The 15,084-nt window shown below is 54.1% G+C and carries 13 protein-coding genes and 2 pseudogenes; 10 read left to right on the plus strand and 5 right to left on the minus strand.

The window, feature by feature from the left end; translation table 11 throughout:
* Positions 1–13 precede the first annotated feature (13 nt).
* From XI25_RS05230 to XI25_RS05245, 4 genes and pseudogenes are all read right to left on the minus strand, one after another.
* Positions 14–487, minus strand: a pseudogene (locus XI25_RS05230) (LytS/YhcK type 5TM receptor domain-containing protein); the annotation flags it as partial.
* Between the two features lie 89 nt (positions 488–576).
* Positions 577–1,680: a sensor histidine kinase gene (locus XI25_RS05235; protein ID WP_235439673.1), complete on the minus strand. Its 1,104-nt coding sequence runs from the start codon at positions 1,678–1,680 to the stop codon at positions 577–579.
* A 6-nt stretch (positions 1,681–1,686) separates the two neighbouring features.
* Positions 1,687–2,382, minus strand: a complete 696-nt coding sequence (locus XI25_RS05240) for a response regulator transcription factor (RefSeq protein WP_046677667.1) — start codon at positions 2,380–2,382, stop codon at positions 1,687–1,689.
* A 64-nt stretch (positions 2,383–2,446) separates the two neighbouring features.
* Complete coding sequence (locus tag XI25_RS05245) at positions 2,447–3,250, minus strand: D-alanyl-D-alanine carboxypeptidase family protein (protein WP_235439674.1); 804 nt, start codon at positions 3,248–3,250, stop codon at positions 2,447–2,449.
* Between the two features lie 395 nt (positions 3,251–3,645).
* On the opposite strand from XI25_RS05245, the gene XI25_RS05250 reads away from it, so the two are divergent.
* The 9 genes from XI25_RS05250 to XI25_RS05290 all read left to right on the plus strand — a co-directional run bounded on the left by XI25_RS05250 (position 3,646) and on the right by XI25_RS05290 (position 12,715).
* Positions 3,646–4,041 carry a Fur family transcriptional regulator gene (locus tag XI25_RS05250; RefSeq protein WP_046677669.1) on the plus strand — a complete coding sequence of 132 codons (396 nt, stop codon included), beginning with the start codon at positions 3,646–3,648 and terminating at the stop codon, positions 4,039–4,041.
* Positions 4,017–4,847 (plus strand): winged helix-turn-helix domain-containing protein, encoded by an 831-nt coding sequence (locus XI25_RS05255; RefSeq protein ID WP_046677670.1) that lies wholly within the window; start codon positions 4,017–4,019, stop codon positions 4,845–4,847. Before XI25_RS05250 ends, XI25_RS05255 begins: the two co-directional genes overlap by 25 nt.
* Positions 4,848–5,046: 199 nt before the next feature.
* Positions 5,047–6,510, plus strand: coding sequence for a catalase (locus XI25_RS05260; RefSeq protein WP_046677671.1), 1,464 nt, complete (start codon positions 5,047–5,049; stop codon positions 6,508–6,510).
* Positions 6,511–6,769: 259 nt separating this feature from the next.
* The gene (locus tag XI25_RS05265; protein ID WP_046677672.1) at positions 6,770–8,755 is read left to right on the plus strand and encodes a methyl-accepting chemotaxis protein; all 1,986 of its coding nucleotides are present in this window, start codon (positions 6,770–6,772) and stop codon (positions 8,753–8,755) included.
* A gap of 10 nt (positions 8,756–8,765) precedes the next feature.
* Positions 8,766–8,954, plus strand: a complete 189-nt coding sequence (locus XI25_RS05270) for a hypothetical protein (RefSeq protein WP_046677673.1) — start codon at positions 8,766–8,768, stop codon at positions 8,952–8,954.
* 106 nt (positions 8,955–9,060) lie between these two features.
* Entirely contained in the window at positions 9,061–9,882 is an 822-nt protein-coding gene (locus XI25_RS05275; RefSeq protein WP_046677674.1) for a uroporphyrinogen-III synthase, read from the plus strand.
* 116 nt (positions 9,883–9,998) lie between these two features.
* Positions 9,999–10,637 carry a ThuA domain-containing protein gene (locus tag XI25_RS05280; RefSeq protein ID WP_046677675.1) on the plus strand — a complete coding sequence of 213 codons (639 nt, stop codon included), beginning with the start codon at positions 9,999–10,001 and terminating at the stop codon, positions 10,635–10,637.
* Between the two features lie 88 nt (positions 10,638–10,725).
* On the plus strand, positions 10,726–11,043 hold the full coding sequence (locus XI25_RS05285; RefSeq protein WP_046677676.1) for a phasin family protein: 318 nt from the start codon (positions 10,726–10,728) through the stop codon (positions 11,041–11,043).
* Position 11,044: 1 nt separating this feature from the next.
* Entirely contained in the window at positions 11,045–12,715 is a 1,671-nt protein-coding gene (locus tag XI25_RS05290; RefSeq protein WP_046677677.1) for an ABC1 kinase family protein, read from the plus strand.
* Here the strand turns inward: XI25_RS05290 and XI25_RS05295 are convergent.
* Positions 12,712–13,302 carry a hypothetical protein gene (locus XI25_RS05295; protein WP_046677678.1) on the minus strand — a complete coding sequence of 197 codons (591 nt, stop codon included), beginning with the start codon at positions 13,300–13,302 and terminating at the stop codon, positions 12,712–12,714. The two genes, XI25_RS05290 and XI25_RS05295, sit on opposite strands and share 4 nt — an antisense overlap.
* Positions 13,303–13,568: 266 nt before the next feature.
* Between XI25_RS05295 and XI25_RS05300 the strand changes: the two are divergent.
* Positions 13,569–15,067: pseudogene (locus XI25_RS05300) on the plus strand (DEAD/DEAH box helicase).
* Positions 15,068–15,084 lie beyond the last annotated feature (17 nt).

Raw genomic sequence — 15,084 nt, forward strand, 5'->3', positions numbered from 1 at the left:
TCGTAAAAATCCCCGCTAAGCTGTCATGGTCCTTGAGGTTGATCAGCAACAGGGCCAGAATAATAAGCATGGCCGCAACGTTCATGACCATCATCTTCATTAACTTGTCCGCTTTCATCCTCGAAATCAGACCGCACAGGATACCCGTCAAAAGCATGCTTGCACCGACCATGACGGAGGAATGGGTTAGCCCGAACAGCAGCATGCGTCCGGCGGCGATGAGGATGCCGGCTATCAAGGAGGGAAGCCAGCCCATATAACAGGCGATGACGACGATAGCGAGATGTCTTAGATCGGCGAAGAACAGCGGAGCAATGGGATATGAGTAAAACATCAGAATGATGCCGTACACGCCAAACAACAGCCCGGCGTTCACTTTAACCAACAAGGAAGGGGAACGGCCGACGACATACTTTTTGGACAGCAGCCCCGAGACATACAATAAGGTGACCAGAACGCAAAAGTTGGTAAACAGAATGTTGATCATGCTGGCAATTCCATTCCTTTCAAAAGACGGAAACACGATTTCTTATCATGCCCTATTTTATCCGAAAATGGAATTGCATGTCGAATCGTTTAGCTACCGGGCCTCTGAAAAGAAGGGGGGCTGAACGGCAGCCGAACCTCGAAAACCGTACGCTCCGGCGAGCTGTTTACGACGATTTCGCCCTCGTGGGCATCCACGATGCTCTTGACGATGGCCAGGCCTAGACCGGCTCCTCCCGTCTGGGCTGTTCGCGATTCATCCGCACGGTAAAAACGCTCGAACAAATGCGGAATAGCATGGGACGGAATCGCCGGGCCGTAATTTATGATCTTCACGACAGCATGCGTCTTCTCCTTCGAAACCGTCAAATCGATCCTTCCCGCTTCTTTGCCGTGACGGATGGCGTTGGAGATCAGGTTCTCGCAAGTGCGCATCAGCTTGTCTCCGTCGGCAAAAACCATCACCTTTTCCTCCGGGGCCGAAAATCGGATTTGGACGCCTTCTGCATCCGCGGGGCCGGCCAGGGAAAAGTCCGCCGCAAGCTGTCCCAGCAGCTCCACCAGATTGATGTCGGTCCGTTGCAGAGGAGAGTATCCCATCCTGGTGTAATCAAACAAATCGTTCACCAGCCTGCCCAGCCGGAGGGACTTGTCATAGGCGATGTCCGTGTAGTAGCGGAGTTCCACCTCGTCTTTATACCGGTCTTCGCTGACCAGTCTCAGATAGCCGATGATGGAGGTGAGCGGCGTTCGGAGATCGTGGGATACGTTGCTGATGAGTTCGTTTTTGGCTTGCACGGCCATGCGTTCTTCTTCCAGGGAAAGCTTCAGCTTCTTGGCCATCTGGTTGATTTGCTCGGCCAGAAGGCCGAATTCATCGTTGGATCTGACTTTGATTTCCTGATCCAGCTCTCCTCGGGAGAGCCGTTCGGTGCCTTCCAACAACCGCTGTATCGCAACGATCGAGCTCCGGCTCAGCAGCAGCACGATGAGGACAAACAGCGCGATGCCGCTGAGCGTGGGGATCAGGGGAAAACCGAAGAAGCGATCCAGCTGGTTGTTCAGCCGAAAGAGCTCCAATACCCAAGCGATTGCCAGAATTCCCGGCCTAAAAACCGCATGGTTTGCCGGAGAGTAAACAGAATCACGAGGGTAAGCGCCCCACTGGTAAAGAACAGGGTGATGATTTTCCATTGGAGTTTACGCATGGATTTTATACCCTACGCCCCAAACGGTCTGGATCAGTTTGTAGCCGAGCTCCTTTTCGAGTTTGTCCCGCAGATTGCTGATATGGACCATGACCGTGTTGTTGGAAACATAATATTTTTCTTTCCAGACCTGCTGAAAAATATCTTCGGCGCTGAAAATCCGCCCCGGCTGCCGGGCAAGCAGATACAAGATATCGAATTCCCTGGCCGTTAGGACAATGGGCCGCCCATTCGCCGTCACCTCATGGGTGTCACGGTTGATTTCCAGCCCGTCCACCGTAAGCGTTGACCGTTCGGCGGCCTGCGCTTCGGCGTTATATTGAAGCGAGCGTCGCAGCAGGGATTTGACGCGCGTTGTCAGCTCCAGCGGGTTAAAGGGCTTGATCATATAATCGTCGGCTCCGGTCATAAGCCCGAGTATTTTGTCCATATCTTCGCTTTTAGCGCTCAGCATCAAAATTGGAATGGCCGAGGTCTCCCGTATTTTCCGGCAAGCATCCAGCCCGTTCAGCTTCGGCATCATTACGTCAAGGATAACCAGGTCAACGGGTTGCTCCCCGGCGGCCAGTTTTTGCAGCGCTTCTTCACCGTCATGGGCCTGGATGACCCGGTAGCCTTCGTTCTCCAGATAAATCGAAATCAGTCCGGCGATTTCCCTATCATCATCTACAATCAGTACACTTCGCATAATGCTCCCCCAAAAATTAATGGCGATTGAAGCCAAAAGGTCTATGGCATAACATACCTCCAGTTTATCCTAAAATTGCCGTCAAAGCGTCCCAAAAATCATTTTGTCTGCGGAAACCGTAGTCCATGAGCTTCCGGGTCTCGGTAAAGCGCTTGTTGCTGTCTTCTGCGCCCATCACGACGGAAATCAGGCGGCTTCCTCCGCGTTTGGCGCTGCCGGTAAAGCAGTAACCGGCTTGACGTGTGAATCCTGTTTTGAACCCGTCATTTCCTTTATAGGCGTGGGGCTCCCCGGGAAGCATAAGGTTGGTGGTGGGGAGCGAGATTTCCTTTTGCGGTATGGGCACAACCTTCAAGCGGGTTACCTCGGTCACCTCCGGATACGACCGAAGCAGCCATCTTGCCAGTGCAGCCGCATCCCGGGCCGTCATGACCGTATCCGCTCCGGAAGCGGCTTCGGGGAAATCCATCAGATCGCCCGACGACAAGCCCGAAGCATTGGCGAAATAGGTTTTGCCGGACAGCCCGATTTCCCGGGATTTTACGTTCATTAGTTCCACGAATTTCGATTCGGTTCCGGATAGGTACTCGGCGATCGCGACCGCGGCGTCATTGGCCGAATGAACGACCAGAGCATCAAACAGCTGCTTCAACGTATAGATTTCGCCTTTGTTCATGCCGATCCGGGAACCGGGCACATTCGCGGCGTAGCGGCTCACCCGTACGTTTTCATTCCATTCGCGTTTGCCGGATTCTACGGCCTCAACTACAAGGAGCTCGGTCATCATCTTGGACATGCTGGCAGGCGGCAGCGCCTGATCCGCATTGCGGGAATACAGGACTCTACCCGTATCGGCATTGATCAGCAAGGCAGCACCCGCTTGGATATTCGGAGGGATGAATACTCTGGTTATGTATGTGGAAATAAGGATTATGCCAAGGGCCAGCACCATGACACAGAGGCCCGGGCAGCAACGCTTCTTCCGCCGCAGTTTTTTTTTGCCTCCGGTTGGCGGGCCTGTTTTCGTAAGGTTGCGGGGCGGTTGAATATCTTGAAGCAGATTCCATATTCGATGAATCTCCTTTCGGATGTTAGTGTTCCAAGTTCATATGGTCTTAGTATAGACGGGCGGGTTTAAGTATTTTTTAACGGATTCTTAAGAAATGTTAAAGATTGCAGGTAGCGTTTATCCAGAGGAAAGGTTGACCTGAAAGCAATTAAGATTTATACTTGATCTAAAAATAAATTAAAAGGGTGAATACCTTGAAATCATTAAATCTAACGACTCAGCGACAGGCGGTTTACGATGTCGTTCGGGAATCGCACGATCACCCGACCGCATCGGATATTATGAACCGTTTGGTGGAGAAAGGTTATAACCTGGCTTACGGCACGGTATACAATTCCCTGCGCTATCTGACGGATAAACAGTTGATCCGGGAGTTGAAGCTGGGTGAGAGCGCCAGCCGTTACGATGCCCGGACCGACGAGCATCAGCATATTATGTGCGAAGTTTGCGGCAAGGTGGACGAGGTCATGACGGAGGTGCCCGAGGATTGGGCAAAGACGGTTGCCGAAGAAACGGGGTATTCGATAAACCACGCTCACGTTGTGTTCGGGGGGGTGTGTCCGGAGTGTCAAACCAAGCGGAACAAATGACCGGCGGCTTGCCCGGTGTTTATCCGATGAGGGGATGGCAGTCGGGAAGCCCATACGACCGTCCTTTGGAAGAAGAGCCATGGCAGGATGCTTGTCCGGTATCCGTGTTCAGGGCGGCGATGGTGAGCCGGTTTCCGGGTCGCATGCACGAGCTGGTCGGAGTACTGTCGGAGAACTGTTTTGACGTGATGGTGCTGCGGCAGTGGGAATCCCGTCTGCAATCGGCGATGAACACGGGTTTGATTATCGCGGATATGACGGCCTGCCGGAATGAGGAGGACTTTGAAAGCGAGCGGAAAATGCTTTTACCGATAGCGGACTCCATATGTGTTCCGGTCATGTACCTCGTCACTGAGGAATGGATGAGCCGCGCAAGCGGAACCCTGCTTCAGGAGGAATTGATGGTGTGGCCTGCTCGCTCGCGCCAAACGATGATGTACCAGATTCAAAGAGCGATCCGAGTCCATACCCAAGCCGTACCGGCAGCGGCGGACGGGGCGGACGCGAGCCGCAGCATCTACAAGGATCTGTGGATCGATCGGGACAAAATGACCGTGCAGCGGGGAAGAACGCCGATTCACCTGACCAAGACGGAGTACAATCTTCTGGTTCTTTTGCTGGACAGCGAGGGGGCCGTGCGAACCCGCGAGGAATTGATGAGCGAAATCTGGGATACCGATTTCCTCGGGGGCAGCAATGTGGTGGACGTTCATATCAAAAGCTTGCGCAAAAAAATCGGCGACAATGCGGGCTCGCCCCGTTATATCGCCACCGTAAGAGGAGTCGGATACCGCCTGGCGGACTGACTCCTTTTTTTCTATGAAAAGTAGGGCGGAGTCGTTTCTGTTTTGTTGCCGGCAGTGCCTAAGCATTCACTTGATCTTCATTTAAAGCTCACTCAAGGCTCACGGCATGATCATGAAAGGGAATGTCACCGATGATACAATTACTTCATAAACTTAGATTGAGTCTAAAATCAATTGTAGAATCTATGGAGGTACGGATATGGATCATCGCATGACAACCAATCAAGGAGCTCCGGTAGCCGACAACCAAAATTCAAAAACGGCGGGCCGGCGAGGCCCCGCATTGTTGGAGGATTATCACCTGATTGAAAAAATCGCCCATTTTGACCGGGAACGCATTCCGGAACGCGTGGTGCATGCACGAGGAGCCGGCGCTCACGGGAACTTTATGGTGGAAAACAGCATGAAGGCTTACACCCGTGCAGCTTTTTTGCAGGAAACCGGCCAGGAAACGCCGATATTCGTCCGGTTTTCGACGGTGATTCACGGTACGGGCTCCCCGGAAACGGCGCGCGACCCGCGCGGATTTGCGGTGAAGTTCTATACGGAGGAAGGGAACTACGATCTAGTGGGAAACCATTTGCCGGTGTTTTTTATTCGCGATGCGATCAAGTTCCCGGACATGGTGCACTCCCTGAAACCTTCACCGGAGACCAACATTCAGGAGCCGGGACGGTACTGGGACTTTATGACCCTTACCCCGGAGTCGACGCATATGATGACATGGCTGTTCTCCGATCATGGAACGCCGGCCAATTACCGCGAAATGGACGGATTCAGCGTTCACGCCTTCAAATGGGTAAATGCGGAAGGAAAAGTGACTTACGTGAAGTACAAGTGGGAATCCCTGCAAGGGGTGAAAACCTTGGATGCGGACGGTGTCGTGGAAATGCAGGGCCGGGATTTCAACCATGCTACCCGTGACCTGCACCAGCACATAGCCGAGGGGCATTTCCCCAAGTGGCGCCTGCTCGTTCAAATGATGGCTCCGGACGACATGGACGCTCTGCCTTTTGATCCGCTGGATCCGACCAAGATATGGCCCGAGGACCGCTTCCCGTATACGCCGGTGGGGACCATGACGCTGAACCGCAACCCTCAAAACTTTTTTGCCGAGGTGGAGCAGGCTGCATTCTCGCCAAGCGCGCTTGTGCCGGGAATTGAACCGTCAGAGGACAAATTGCTGCAGGGCCGCCTGTTTTCTTACCCCGACACGCAGCGTCACCGTCTCGGCGCGAATTACTTGCAGATTCCCATTAACTGCCCGTATGCACCTGTACGAAATCATCAACGCGATGGTCTGATGAATGTGAATCAGGATCCCTCTCCGGTAAACTATGAGCCGAACAGCTATACGACAGGTCCGAAGGAGGAGCCCTCCTACCGTGAAAGCGAAACGCCCCTTACCGGTCATACCACCCGCAGCCGGATCGAGAAGACGGATGACTTCACCCAGGCAGGGGAGCTGTATCGTTCTTTTACGGCGGGACAAAAAGACAATCTTCTTCGCAATCTCGTTCATGATCTGAGCGGAGTAAAGCAGGATATTCAACTGCGTGCGCTGTGCAACTTCTTCCGTGCGGATGCGGACCTTGGCAGCCGTTTGGCTGCAGGCTTGGGCGTAAACATAGGTTCATTCATGGCCGGCCCGCCGGAAGCATAATTTTCAAAGGCTCGTACCCAGTCCCAGGCCCCCGGGACTGGAAAGGATCTTCTATAAACTGGATTATTTTATCCGAATCGGAAGCAAGCGGAAACCATAGACGGTTTCTGCTCTTTTTTTGTTTTCAGAAAATATAATTTACATTTTTCAAAGGGCTTCCCATCTTCAAAAAAGCCCCTCATTGTGCCGATAAAAACAACACAGGCAAAGTTTATAGCAGGGTGGATATTCTCCACCACAGCTAGGAAGGACAGAACATATGAAGAAAAAGGGAGCACACATTTTAAGAAGAAACATGATCATCACGTACCTGCTCGTACTTCTCGTCCCAAGTGCAACGATCGGCTTTATGACTTACAACAAGGCGCAGCACACGGTGGAAGATGAAATTATGCGCAGTGCGCGCCAGAGCGTCCAGACGGCTGATCGAATGATTACACAGAACATCAACGCCAAGAAAAGCGACCTGGATTACTTCAGCGGAATTTTTAAAGCTGAAGACATCAATGCCGAATTGGACGGTCAGAGTAAAGGCATTGCCAATAAATTAAAGGAGTATTTAGCGCTCCACCCAGAAATCTTGGAGATTTTCATAGGTACTTCCGATGGGGGCATGTTGTCGTCGTCATCTTCTCCGAAAGATAAAAATTACGATCCGAGAAAGCGCGACTGGTACGCTTTGGCGATGAAGGAAGCAGGAAAAACGGTACTGACGGCTCCGTACAAAACTGCTTCCGGCGGGGGCGAAATCGTCGTTACGATCGCCCAACAGCTTCCGAACGGAAAAGGCGTCATCGGGGTGGACCTGAATTTGCATAACCTGAGAAAGCTGATGGAGTCCAAGGTTGGCAAGGAAGGTTATACAACGGTGCTGGATCAAAACGGAAAGTACTTGCTTCATCCGGAGTATGAAGCGGGTATCGATGCGATCAAGGAGGAACAATGGATCTCCAAGCTGTATGAGAAGCCAGATGGGCAGTTGGAGTACGAGAATGGCGGCAAGTCCAAACAGCTTGTGTATATGACCAACGACTTGACCGGCTGGAAGGTCGCCGGAACGATGTTTACCCAGGAAGTAACGGATGAGATCAGCGGCATCCGCAACACGATGCTGACGGTTGTCGGATTGGCTCTTTTGGCCGCAGCTCCCCTTGTCACCTGGAATATCAGTTCGGTCATGCGGCCGATCCGGCGTTTGCACAAGGCTACGGAAATTATCAGCGGCGGGGATTTAAGCCAGCGTCTGGAAGGGTTCAAGCGTAACGAGATTGGGGATTTGGCCGACAACTTCCAGCTCATGGTCGACAATCTGCGAAACATGATTTTGAATGTCCAGGAAATGACGGCGAATGTATCGGCTTCTTCCGAACAATTATCGGCAAGTTCCGAGGAAAGCACGAAGTCGGTCGAGCATGTCACCCAGTCCATTCAGGAAGTGGCTGCGGGGAGCGAAAGCCAGCTGACTGCGGTCGAGGAGGGGCTGGAGAGTATGGGGCTCGTAGCGCGGAACGCCGCTTCCATTGCGGACATGACCACCCAGGTATCCGGTGTTATGTCCGATACGAACATGCTTGCCCAGGAAGGCAATACGGCCGTAGCCACTGCGGCTGAAACCATGCACGGCATCCATGAAACCGTTGGCGGCCTGGGGCTGGTGATCGATCAACTCCAGCGGCGGACGGAAGAAATCGGCGGCATCGTCGGAGTCATCGCCGAAATTGCCCAGCAGACCAACCTGTTGGCGCTGAACGCCTCCATTGAAGCCGCGAGAGCCGGCGAACACGGAAGGGGCTTTGCTGTCGTAGCGTCGGAGGTTCGACGCCTGGCCGAAGGCTCTGAAACGTCGGCGAAGCATATCCATGAGCTGATTTCCGGAATCCTGCACCAAATGCAGCAGGCGATCACCGCGATGGACAATGCGAAGCAAAAAGTGGAAGAAGGCGTCGGATCCATCGATGCAACGGGCAGATCCTTCTCGCGGATCCGGAAAGCGGTCAAGAACGCGTCGGCTAAAGTGGAAGATGCCGCTGCCGCGGCTCAAGAGCTGGCACAGGGCGCAGTGGCCGCGGAGCAGTCGATCCATGCGATTCGCGGCATATCCGAAGAGACCGCCGGCAGTACCCAGAGCATATCGGCCGCTTCCGAGGAGCAGCTGGCATCCATGGAGGAGATCGCCGCTTCAGCCACGGATCTTAGCCGATTGTCCGAGCAGCTGCAGGAGCTGGCGGGACGGTTTAAAATATAAGGAGCGCGGAATGTTGACAGCGGAGCAGGAAAAAACATATCCTGCCCCGCTGTTTTTTTCGTCTTTTGAAAAGGATGGGAAACCGTTTTTGCTTGTAGATAATAGAATTTATAAGTTATCAGCGGAGCTGATGGAATTCTATATCGCAAGAAAAACTTCCGCTAAGTGCGGTCTGTCTTCTGAGGAAGTACATCGATAGACGTTTTTCTTAATTAAGACCAAAGCGGCTTTCTATTCTGCCATGGGGAAAGTATACTGTATTAAATAAAATGATTAAGCGAAGAGATCATAGAGGGAGGCGAAACATGGCACAGCATATGAGGGGAAAGGTCGTGGCCCTGACAGGTCCGCGGAAATCTTCCGATATGGCCAAGCTGGTAGAAAAAATGGGCGGCACGCCGCTTCTTCGGCCTGCTCAAGGGACCGTATTTCTGGATGACGAGACGCTTCGGCAATCCATTGCGGCATGGGTGGAGGACCCTCCGGCATGGTCCATATTCACGACGGGAATCGGGTTTGAGGCGATCATGGATATGGCCGAGCAAATGGGATTGTCCGAAAGGCTGCTCACCATTCTGAAAGAGACTATGGTTGCGGCCCGGGGGTACAAGACGGTGAATGCCCTGAAAAAACACGGCCTGCAGCCGATTGTCAGAGATGACGACGGCAGCACGGCAGGGCTGATCCGCTCTTTCGAATCCCATGATTTGCATGGGAAAAGGGTGGCCCTCCAGCTGCACGGGGAGTCGGCCCCCAAGCTGGCCGAGTGGTTGGTGGAAAGCGGGGCGGAGATCGTGCAAATCCTGCCGTACAAGCATATACCGCCCGAGGCGTCGGAGCTTGAGCTGCTGCTGAACGAAATTGTGGAAGGAAAAATCGATGCGGTTGCCTTTACAAGCGCGCCCCAGTTTCGATTCCTGGCGGATTATGCCCGGGAACGGGGAAAGCTGGATCCGTTGATCGAAGCGTTTTCCGGGCGCGTCGTCGCCTGCGCCGTCGGCAAGGTTACGGCGCAAGGACTTCGCGAGGAAGGCGTGGACGTCAAGGTCGTTCCAGAGGAGGAACGGATGGGAAGCATGATGGTTGAGCTTGGACGCTATTTTGCCCGGACCGGGATATCTTCTTGAGATTCGTGATTACGATATGGACAGAACGGGAAACTTGATGGTATCGGAAGAGAGCGTTATGCGTGCGTCAGCATAACGGAAACGGACAGCTATCCAAATGGTAAGGAGGACAAGTCATGGATAAGAGAAAAGCGCTTTTGCTGGGAAGTTATACACACCCTAAGTTTCATCCGCTGCAGGGGATAGACAGCCAGATATCGCACTTGCTGATCGATATGTTTACCGTGCAGTGCAGCGAAAACCTGAAGATGCTGAAAGAGAGCAATTTATATCCGTATGACCTCTGCATCGCATACAGCGATCTGTGGGATGAAAAGGTATCCCCACAGCAAACGGCCGGTTTGCTGTCCTATGTAAGCGGAGGAGGCGGCTTGCTGGTGCTGCATAACGGAATCACGCTTGCGAACCGCTACGAACTTGCCCAACTGATCGGAGGCCGGTTTAACGGTCATCCGCCGATGGAGAAGCTGTCATTTACTCCGGCTGCGCAAGGGCATGATATCATGGAGGGCGTCGAGCCTTTCGAAATGGAAGAAGAGCCGTATCGGTTTATCTTTGACCCGTTCACGGACAAAACGGTGCTGCTTCAGTATGAGCACGAAGGACAATATTGGCCGGCGGCCTGGTGCCACACCTACGGAATCGGGCGCGTCGTGTTTTTGATGCCCGGACATAGCGAGCCGTCTTTCCTGCAAGCCCCATTCCGGAGGATGATTGTTCAGGCGGCCAAATGGGCTTCCCGTTTTCCGGGTTAGGAAGCTGGCGCAGGGCTCCAAAGTTTGGTGTCCGGGGTCTATGCGGTTTATAATGAAAACGAATATAATGACCGGGAGGTAAAAAGACATGAGTGATCTTTTTAAAAAAGCAATCTCGCTAGGATTGGGCCTTACCGTAGTCAGCAAGGAAAAAGTCGAAAAAATCGTGGACGATCTCGTTAAAAGAGGCGAACTTGCTCCCCAGGAATCGAAGGAACTCGTCAATCGCCTGATCGAGCGCGGAGAGGAAGAGCAGTCGCAGATCAAAGCGGTCGTCTATGAGCAGGTAAAGCGGGTCCTGTCGGAGCTTGAGGTTCCTTCGGAGAATGATATCGCCAGCCTGGAACAGCGCATAGCCGCTCTGGAGCTCAAAGTGGCGGAGCTGGAAGCGCCGCGGTCGGAATAATATGGGAGTCCGGATCAGACACGCCGGCCGATACCGGGAAATCGCCATGGCGCTAATGCGTCATGGCTTTGGCTATATGGTGGAGGAGCTCGGGCTGTTTCATATCCTTTCGCTTCCGGTGCGCTGGATATCCCGGGAGCAGCCGGAGAGCATGACGCTCGGGGAAAGAATCCGGAGGGTGCTCGAGGATCTGGGGCCGACATTCGTGAAATTCGGCCAATTGGCCAGCACGCGCTCCGACCTGCTGCCCGAATCCATCATCAAGGAACTGGTGAAGCTGCAGGAGCGGGTTCCCCCGTTTCCGGCGGAGAATGCCAGGGCCCTGATCGAGCAGGAATGGGGCGCCCCAATCGGTGACGTGCTTCTTTCGTTTAAGGATGAACCGCTGGCTGCGGCTTCCATCGGCCAGGTCCATGCCGGAGTCCTGAAGAACGGGAAGTCCGTAGCGATCAAGGTTCAGCGTCCGGGCGCCCAGAGGATGATCGGAAGGGATCTGGAAATATTGCGGGATCTCGTTTCTCTCGCGGAAAAGCACTGGGATTGGGTGAAGCTGTACCGGGTGGACCGCATGGTCGACGAGTTTGCCCGCGCAGTCATGGCGGAGATGGATTACAGCCATGAGGCGCGGAATGCGGAGAAGATTGCCGCTCAGTTCAGCGGCAGCGATTGGATAGGCGTACCGGCCATTTACTGGGAATATACCACTTCCCGTGTGTTGATGATGGAATACGTTGAGGGTATCACGCTTAGCCGAAGTCTTGAGCTTCAAGAAAAAGGGCACGATCTTAAAACGGCTGCCGAGCATTTAATTGAAGGCTTGCTGCATCAGATATTCATCGAGGGATTCTTTCATGCCGACCCCCACCCGGGCAACCTGCTCATCCAGGAGAACGGCAGGCTGGTGTTTCTCGACTTTGGCCTGGTCGGGCATTTGAGCGAGGATATGAAGGACAATCTGTCCATGCTGATTATCGCTTTGATGCGGCGAAATACCGAAGGGATGATTCGGGCTGTTCTGAGGATGGGGGTCGTTCCGGAGGACTGCGACCTGGAGCTGCTTCGGGCCGATCTGGAACGGCTTCGGAATGAATATTATGACGTTCCGTTCTCCCAGGTACAGATCGGCAAGGCGCTGACGGACCTGTTCGGCGTCGCGCAGAGGCACCGGATCGAGCTGCCTCCGGATTTAACGCTGCTGGGCAAGTCCTTGCTAACGCTTGAGGGCGTCATCGAGCATTTGGACCCCGGTCTTAGCATTATAGATATGGCCGAGCCGTTCGGACGAAAGCTGCTCAAGGAGCGCTATAATACGAAGCGGCTTGGACGGAAGGTGCTTGACGGGTTTGCGGGTATTGCCGAGAGTCTTCTGGACCTTCCGGGCCAGGCCAGGCAGCTTTCGGCCTTGATCAGCAAAGGAAAGCTGAGGGTGGAGATCAGCGTGCCCGAGTTGCAAAGCCTGATGCGCAAGCTGGACCAGATCAGCAACCGGTTGTCGTTCAGCATTGTGCTGCTCGCCTTCAGCATCATTATGGTAGGGTTGATCATCGGCTCCTCCTTGAGCCGGCAGCCGACCGTGCTATGGAATTTTCCGGCGATCGAGATCGGTTTTATCGTAGCGACGCTGATGGTCGTATGGCTGTTGTACTCCATATTCAAGTCGGGGAGGTTCTAGGACACGCCTTTGGTCCTTGCAGGTTCCATCTCCGGACCGCTTCGCTTGCGGCGTTGAACCCAGGTTTGAATACCGATCAGCATCCACTCCATGAAATGATAAAACAGCGAGATGGAAAGCGACTGCAGCAGGCCCCGGAACGGCAGGCCAGGGAGGATGAGCGGAAGCGCGTACAAGACAAGCGTGTCGGCAATCAGAGTGACGGCTTGCTTGATGTAAACCGGAACATCCCGGCGCAGCCATAGACGAAGTAAAGCGATGCAGACGGGATGAACGATGCTCTCGCAGAGCAAAAATCCGGCAAGCACGGTCAGCGACAGCGTAAGAAGACCAACGATAAACTCTGGACTCATAAACGAGGGAGAGGTCATAACCCTTTGAAAGGCAAAGGCAAAGGCAAAGCCCATGGAGAACAGTCCGACCGGCACGACAATCAAAATGGACAGCAAAGGAATCAGCCACAGCTTTTTTTGCAGCGGCAAAATCTGTCCGCCGTCCCTGCGGGAAATATAATTTAGGGAGAGATTCAGCAAGCCTGGCAATACTGTAACTATGATAAAAGCGAGCACAAGCTGAAATGTATGCACGATAGGAACCTCCTTGCCTTATAATAGCCGACTATGTAAGAGTTCAAATTGCAAAAATAGTAACGCTCCATTGTCCCTTGAGAAGGACGATGGCGTTATGGCAGAAGTAATGTCCGTTTTTCAGCCGCAGAACCGTTTATTGTTTCAAAGATGAAGATGTGTATATATTGACATTACCAGAGGCAGGGCAATTTGTCAGTTTCTTTCGAAATCCCTGCCGCCATAACCGGTTCAACCCGGGAAATATCATAAATGAGGTGGAACGTTTGCCGAACTTTCAACAATTGGGCATTGACGAACAAATGGTACGGACGTTAAAAGAACAGGGGATCGCCGTACCGACGCCGGTACAGCTGGAGAGCATTCCGCTGCTGCTGGATGGAAAGGATGTCATTGCCCGCGCACGCACCGGGACCGGCAAAACGCTGGCCTTTTTGCTGCCGATCCTGCAGCATATCGATCCGGCCCGCCCTTATCCGCAGGCTCTTATCGTGGCGCCGACGCGCGAGCTGGCCTTGCAGATTACCGAGGAGGCACGCAAGCTCGCCAAGGGCGTGCCGGGCGACGTTAAAATTTTGGCCGTATACGGCGGCCAGGACGTCGAAAAGCAGCTCCGCAAGCTCGAAGGCGGGCGCCATTTGATCATCGGCACGCCGGGAAGGCTGCTGGATCATCTTAGACGCGACACGCTGGAGCTCGGGGGCGTCAAAAAACTCGTGCTGGACGAAGCCGATCAAATGCTGCACATGGGTTTTCTGGATGAAGTGGAGGCCGTCATTGCAGCGCTGCCTTATCGGCGACAGACCATGCTGTTTTCGGCAACGATGCCGGATGGCGTGAAACAGCTGGCCGGCAATTATATGAACAAGCCGGTGGACATTGTGGTAAAGGGCAATTCCCCGATTCCGCTGGAGAGCATCAAGCAGATTGTGGTCGAATGCAGCGATCGGACCAAGCAGGATGCGCTGCGCGGAATGATCGAGCAGTACAGGCCCTTTCTGGCGATTATTTTCTGCCGCACGAAACGCCGGGCCCAAACGTTGAATGAAGCGCTGCTGGCCCACGGTTATGCGTCGGACGAGCTTCACGGGGATTTGTCTCAGGCGAAGAGGGAAGCGTGATGAAAAGGTTCCGCGAAGCCAAGCTGCAGCTGCTTGTTGCGACCGACGTCGCCGCAAGGGGGCTGGATGTTGAAGGCGTTACCCATGTGTTCAATTATGATATGCCGCATGATGTGGAAAGCTATATTCACCGCATCGGACGAACGGGCCGTGCGGGCGGAAGCGGACTGGCCGTGACCTTTGCCGCGCCGAAGGACGGTTTTGATCTGGAGAAGATCGAAGGGGGAATATCGATGCGGCTGAAGCGCGTCCGCTGGGATGGGAAAAGCGGGGAAGCGCGTGAAACATCGGGGACCGACTTCGTAAAGGGAGAAAGACCGCGGCGATCCGGAGGCGGTTCGGCGGGCGGCCGCGATCGCGGAGCCGGTGACGCGGCAGGAAACGCAGGCGGCCGTAAAGGCAAGGCACGCGACACTTCGGCCATGAAGGATCGTGAACGCGGCGGAGGACGCGGGCGTTCCGAAGCCGGGGGCGGCCGCAGCCAAGCCCGCGCAGGGAGCCCGTCTCAGGGAGGAACAGGGTCGGTAAGGAACAGCCGATCGGGCTCAGGCCAAGGCAGACAAGGCCGGGGCCCAAATAGCAGTTCCCAAGGGCGTCAAGGCAACAGAGGCCAAGGCGGCGGCCGCAGGGGCCGAAGCCGTTAATTCCATGGGGAATATGC

Origin of the sequence: Paenibacillus sp. DMB20 (genome assembly GCF_000987955.1) — a bacterium.
In the GTDB taxonomy this organism is placed as follows: Bacteria; Bacillota; Bacilli; order Paenibacillales; family Paenibacillaceae; genus Paenibacillus_AQ.

What these genes read in the sequence shown, in the direction of transcription:
- XI25_RS05270 (WP_046677673.1), top strand. Translation starts at nt 8,766, where the DNA reads ATGTTGACAGCGGAGCAGGAAAAAACATATCCTGCCCCGCTGTTTTTT.
- XI25_RS05235 (WP_235439673.1), bottom strand. Translation starts at nt 1,680, where the DNA reads ATGGAAAATCATCACCCTGTTCTTTACCAGTGGGGCGCTTACCCTCGT.
- XI25_RS05240 (WP_046677667.1), bottom strand. Translation starts at nt 2,382, where the DNA reads ATGCGAAGTGTACTGATTGTAGATGATGATAGGGAAATCGCCGGACTG.
- XI25_RS05265 (WP_046677672.1), top strand. Translation starts at nt 6,770, where the DNA reads ATGAAGAAAAAGGGAGCACACATTTTAAGAAGAAACATGATCATCACG.
- XI25_RS05275 (WP_046677674.1), top strand. Translation starts at nt 9,061, where the DNA reads ATGGCACAGCATATGAGGGGAAAGGTCGTGGCCCTGACAGGTCCGCGG.
- XI25_RS05285 (WP_046677676.1), top strand. Translation starts at nt 10,726, where the DNA reads ATGAGTGATCTTTTTAAAAAAGCAATCTCGCTAGGATTGGGCCTTACC.
- XI25_RS05260 (WP_046677671.1), top strand. Translation starts at nt 5,047, where the DNA reads ATGGATCATCGCATGACAACCAATCAAGGAGCTCCGGTAGCCGACAAC.
- XI25_RS05290 (WP_046677677.1), top strand. Translation starts at nt 11,045, where the DNA reads ATGGGAGTCCGGATCAGACACGCCGGCCGATACCGGGAAATCGCCATG.
- XI25_RS05280 (WP_046677675.1), top strand. Translation starts at nt 9,999, where the DNA reads ATGGATAAGAGAAAAGCGCTTTTGCTGGGAAGTTATACACACCCTAAG.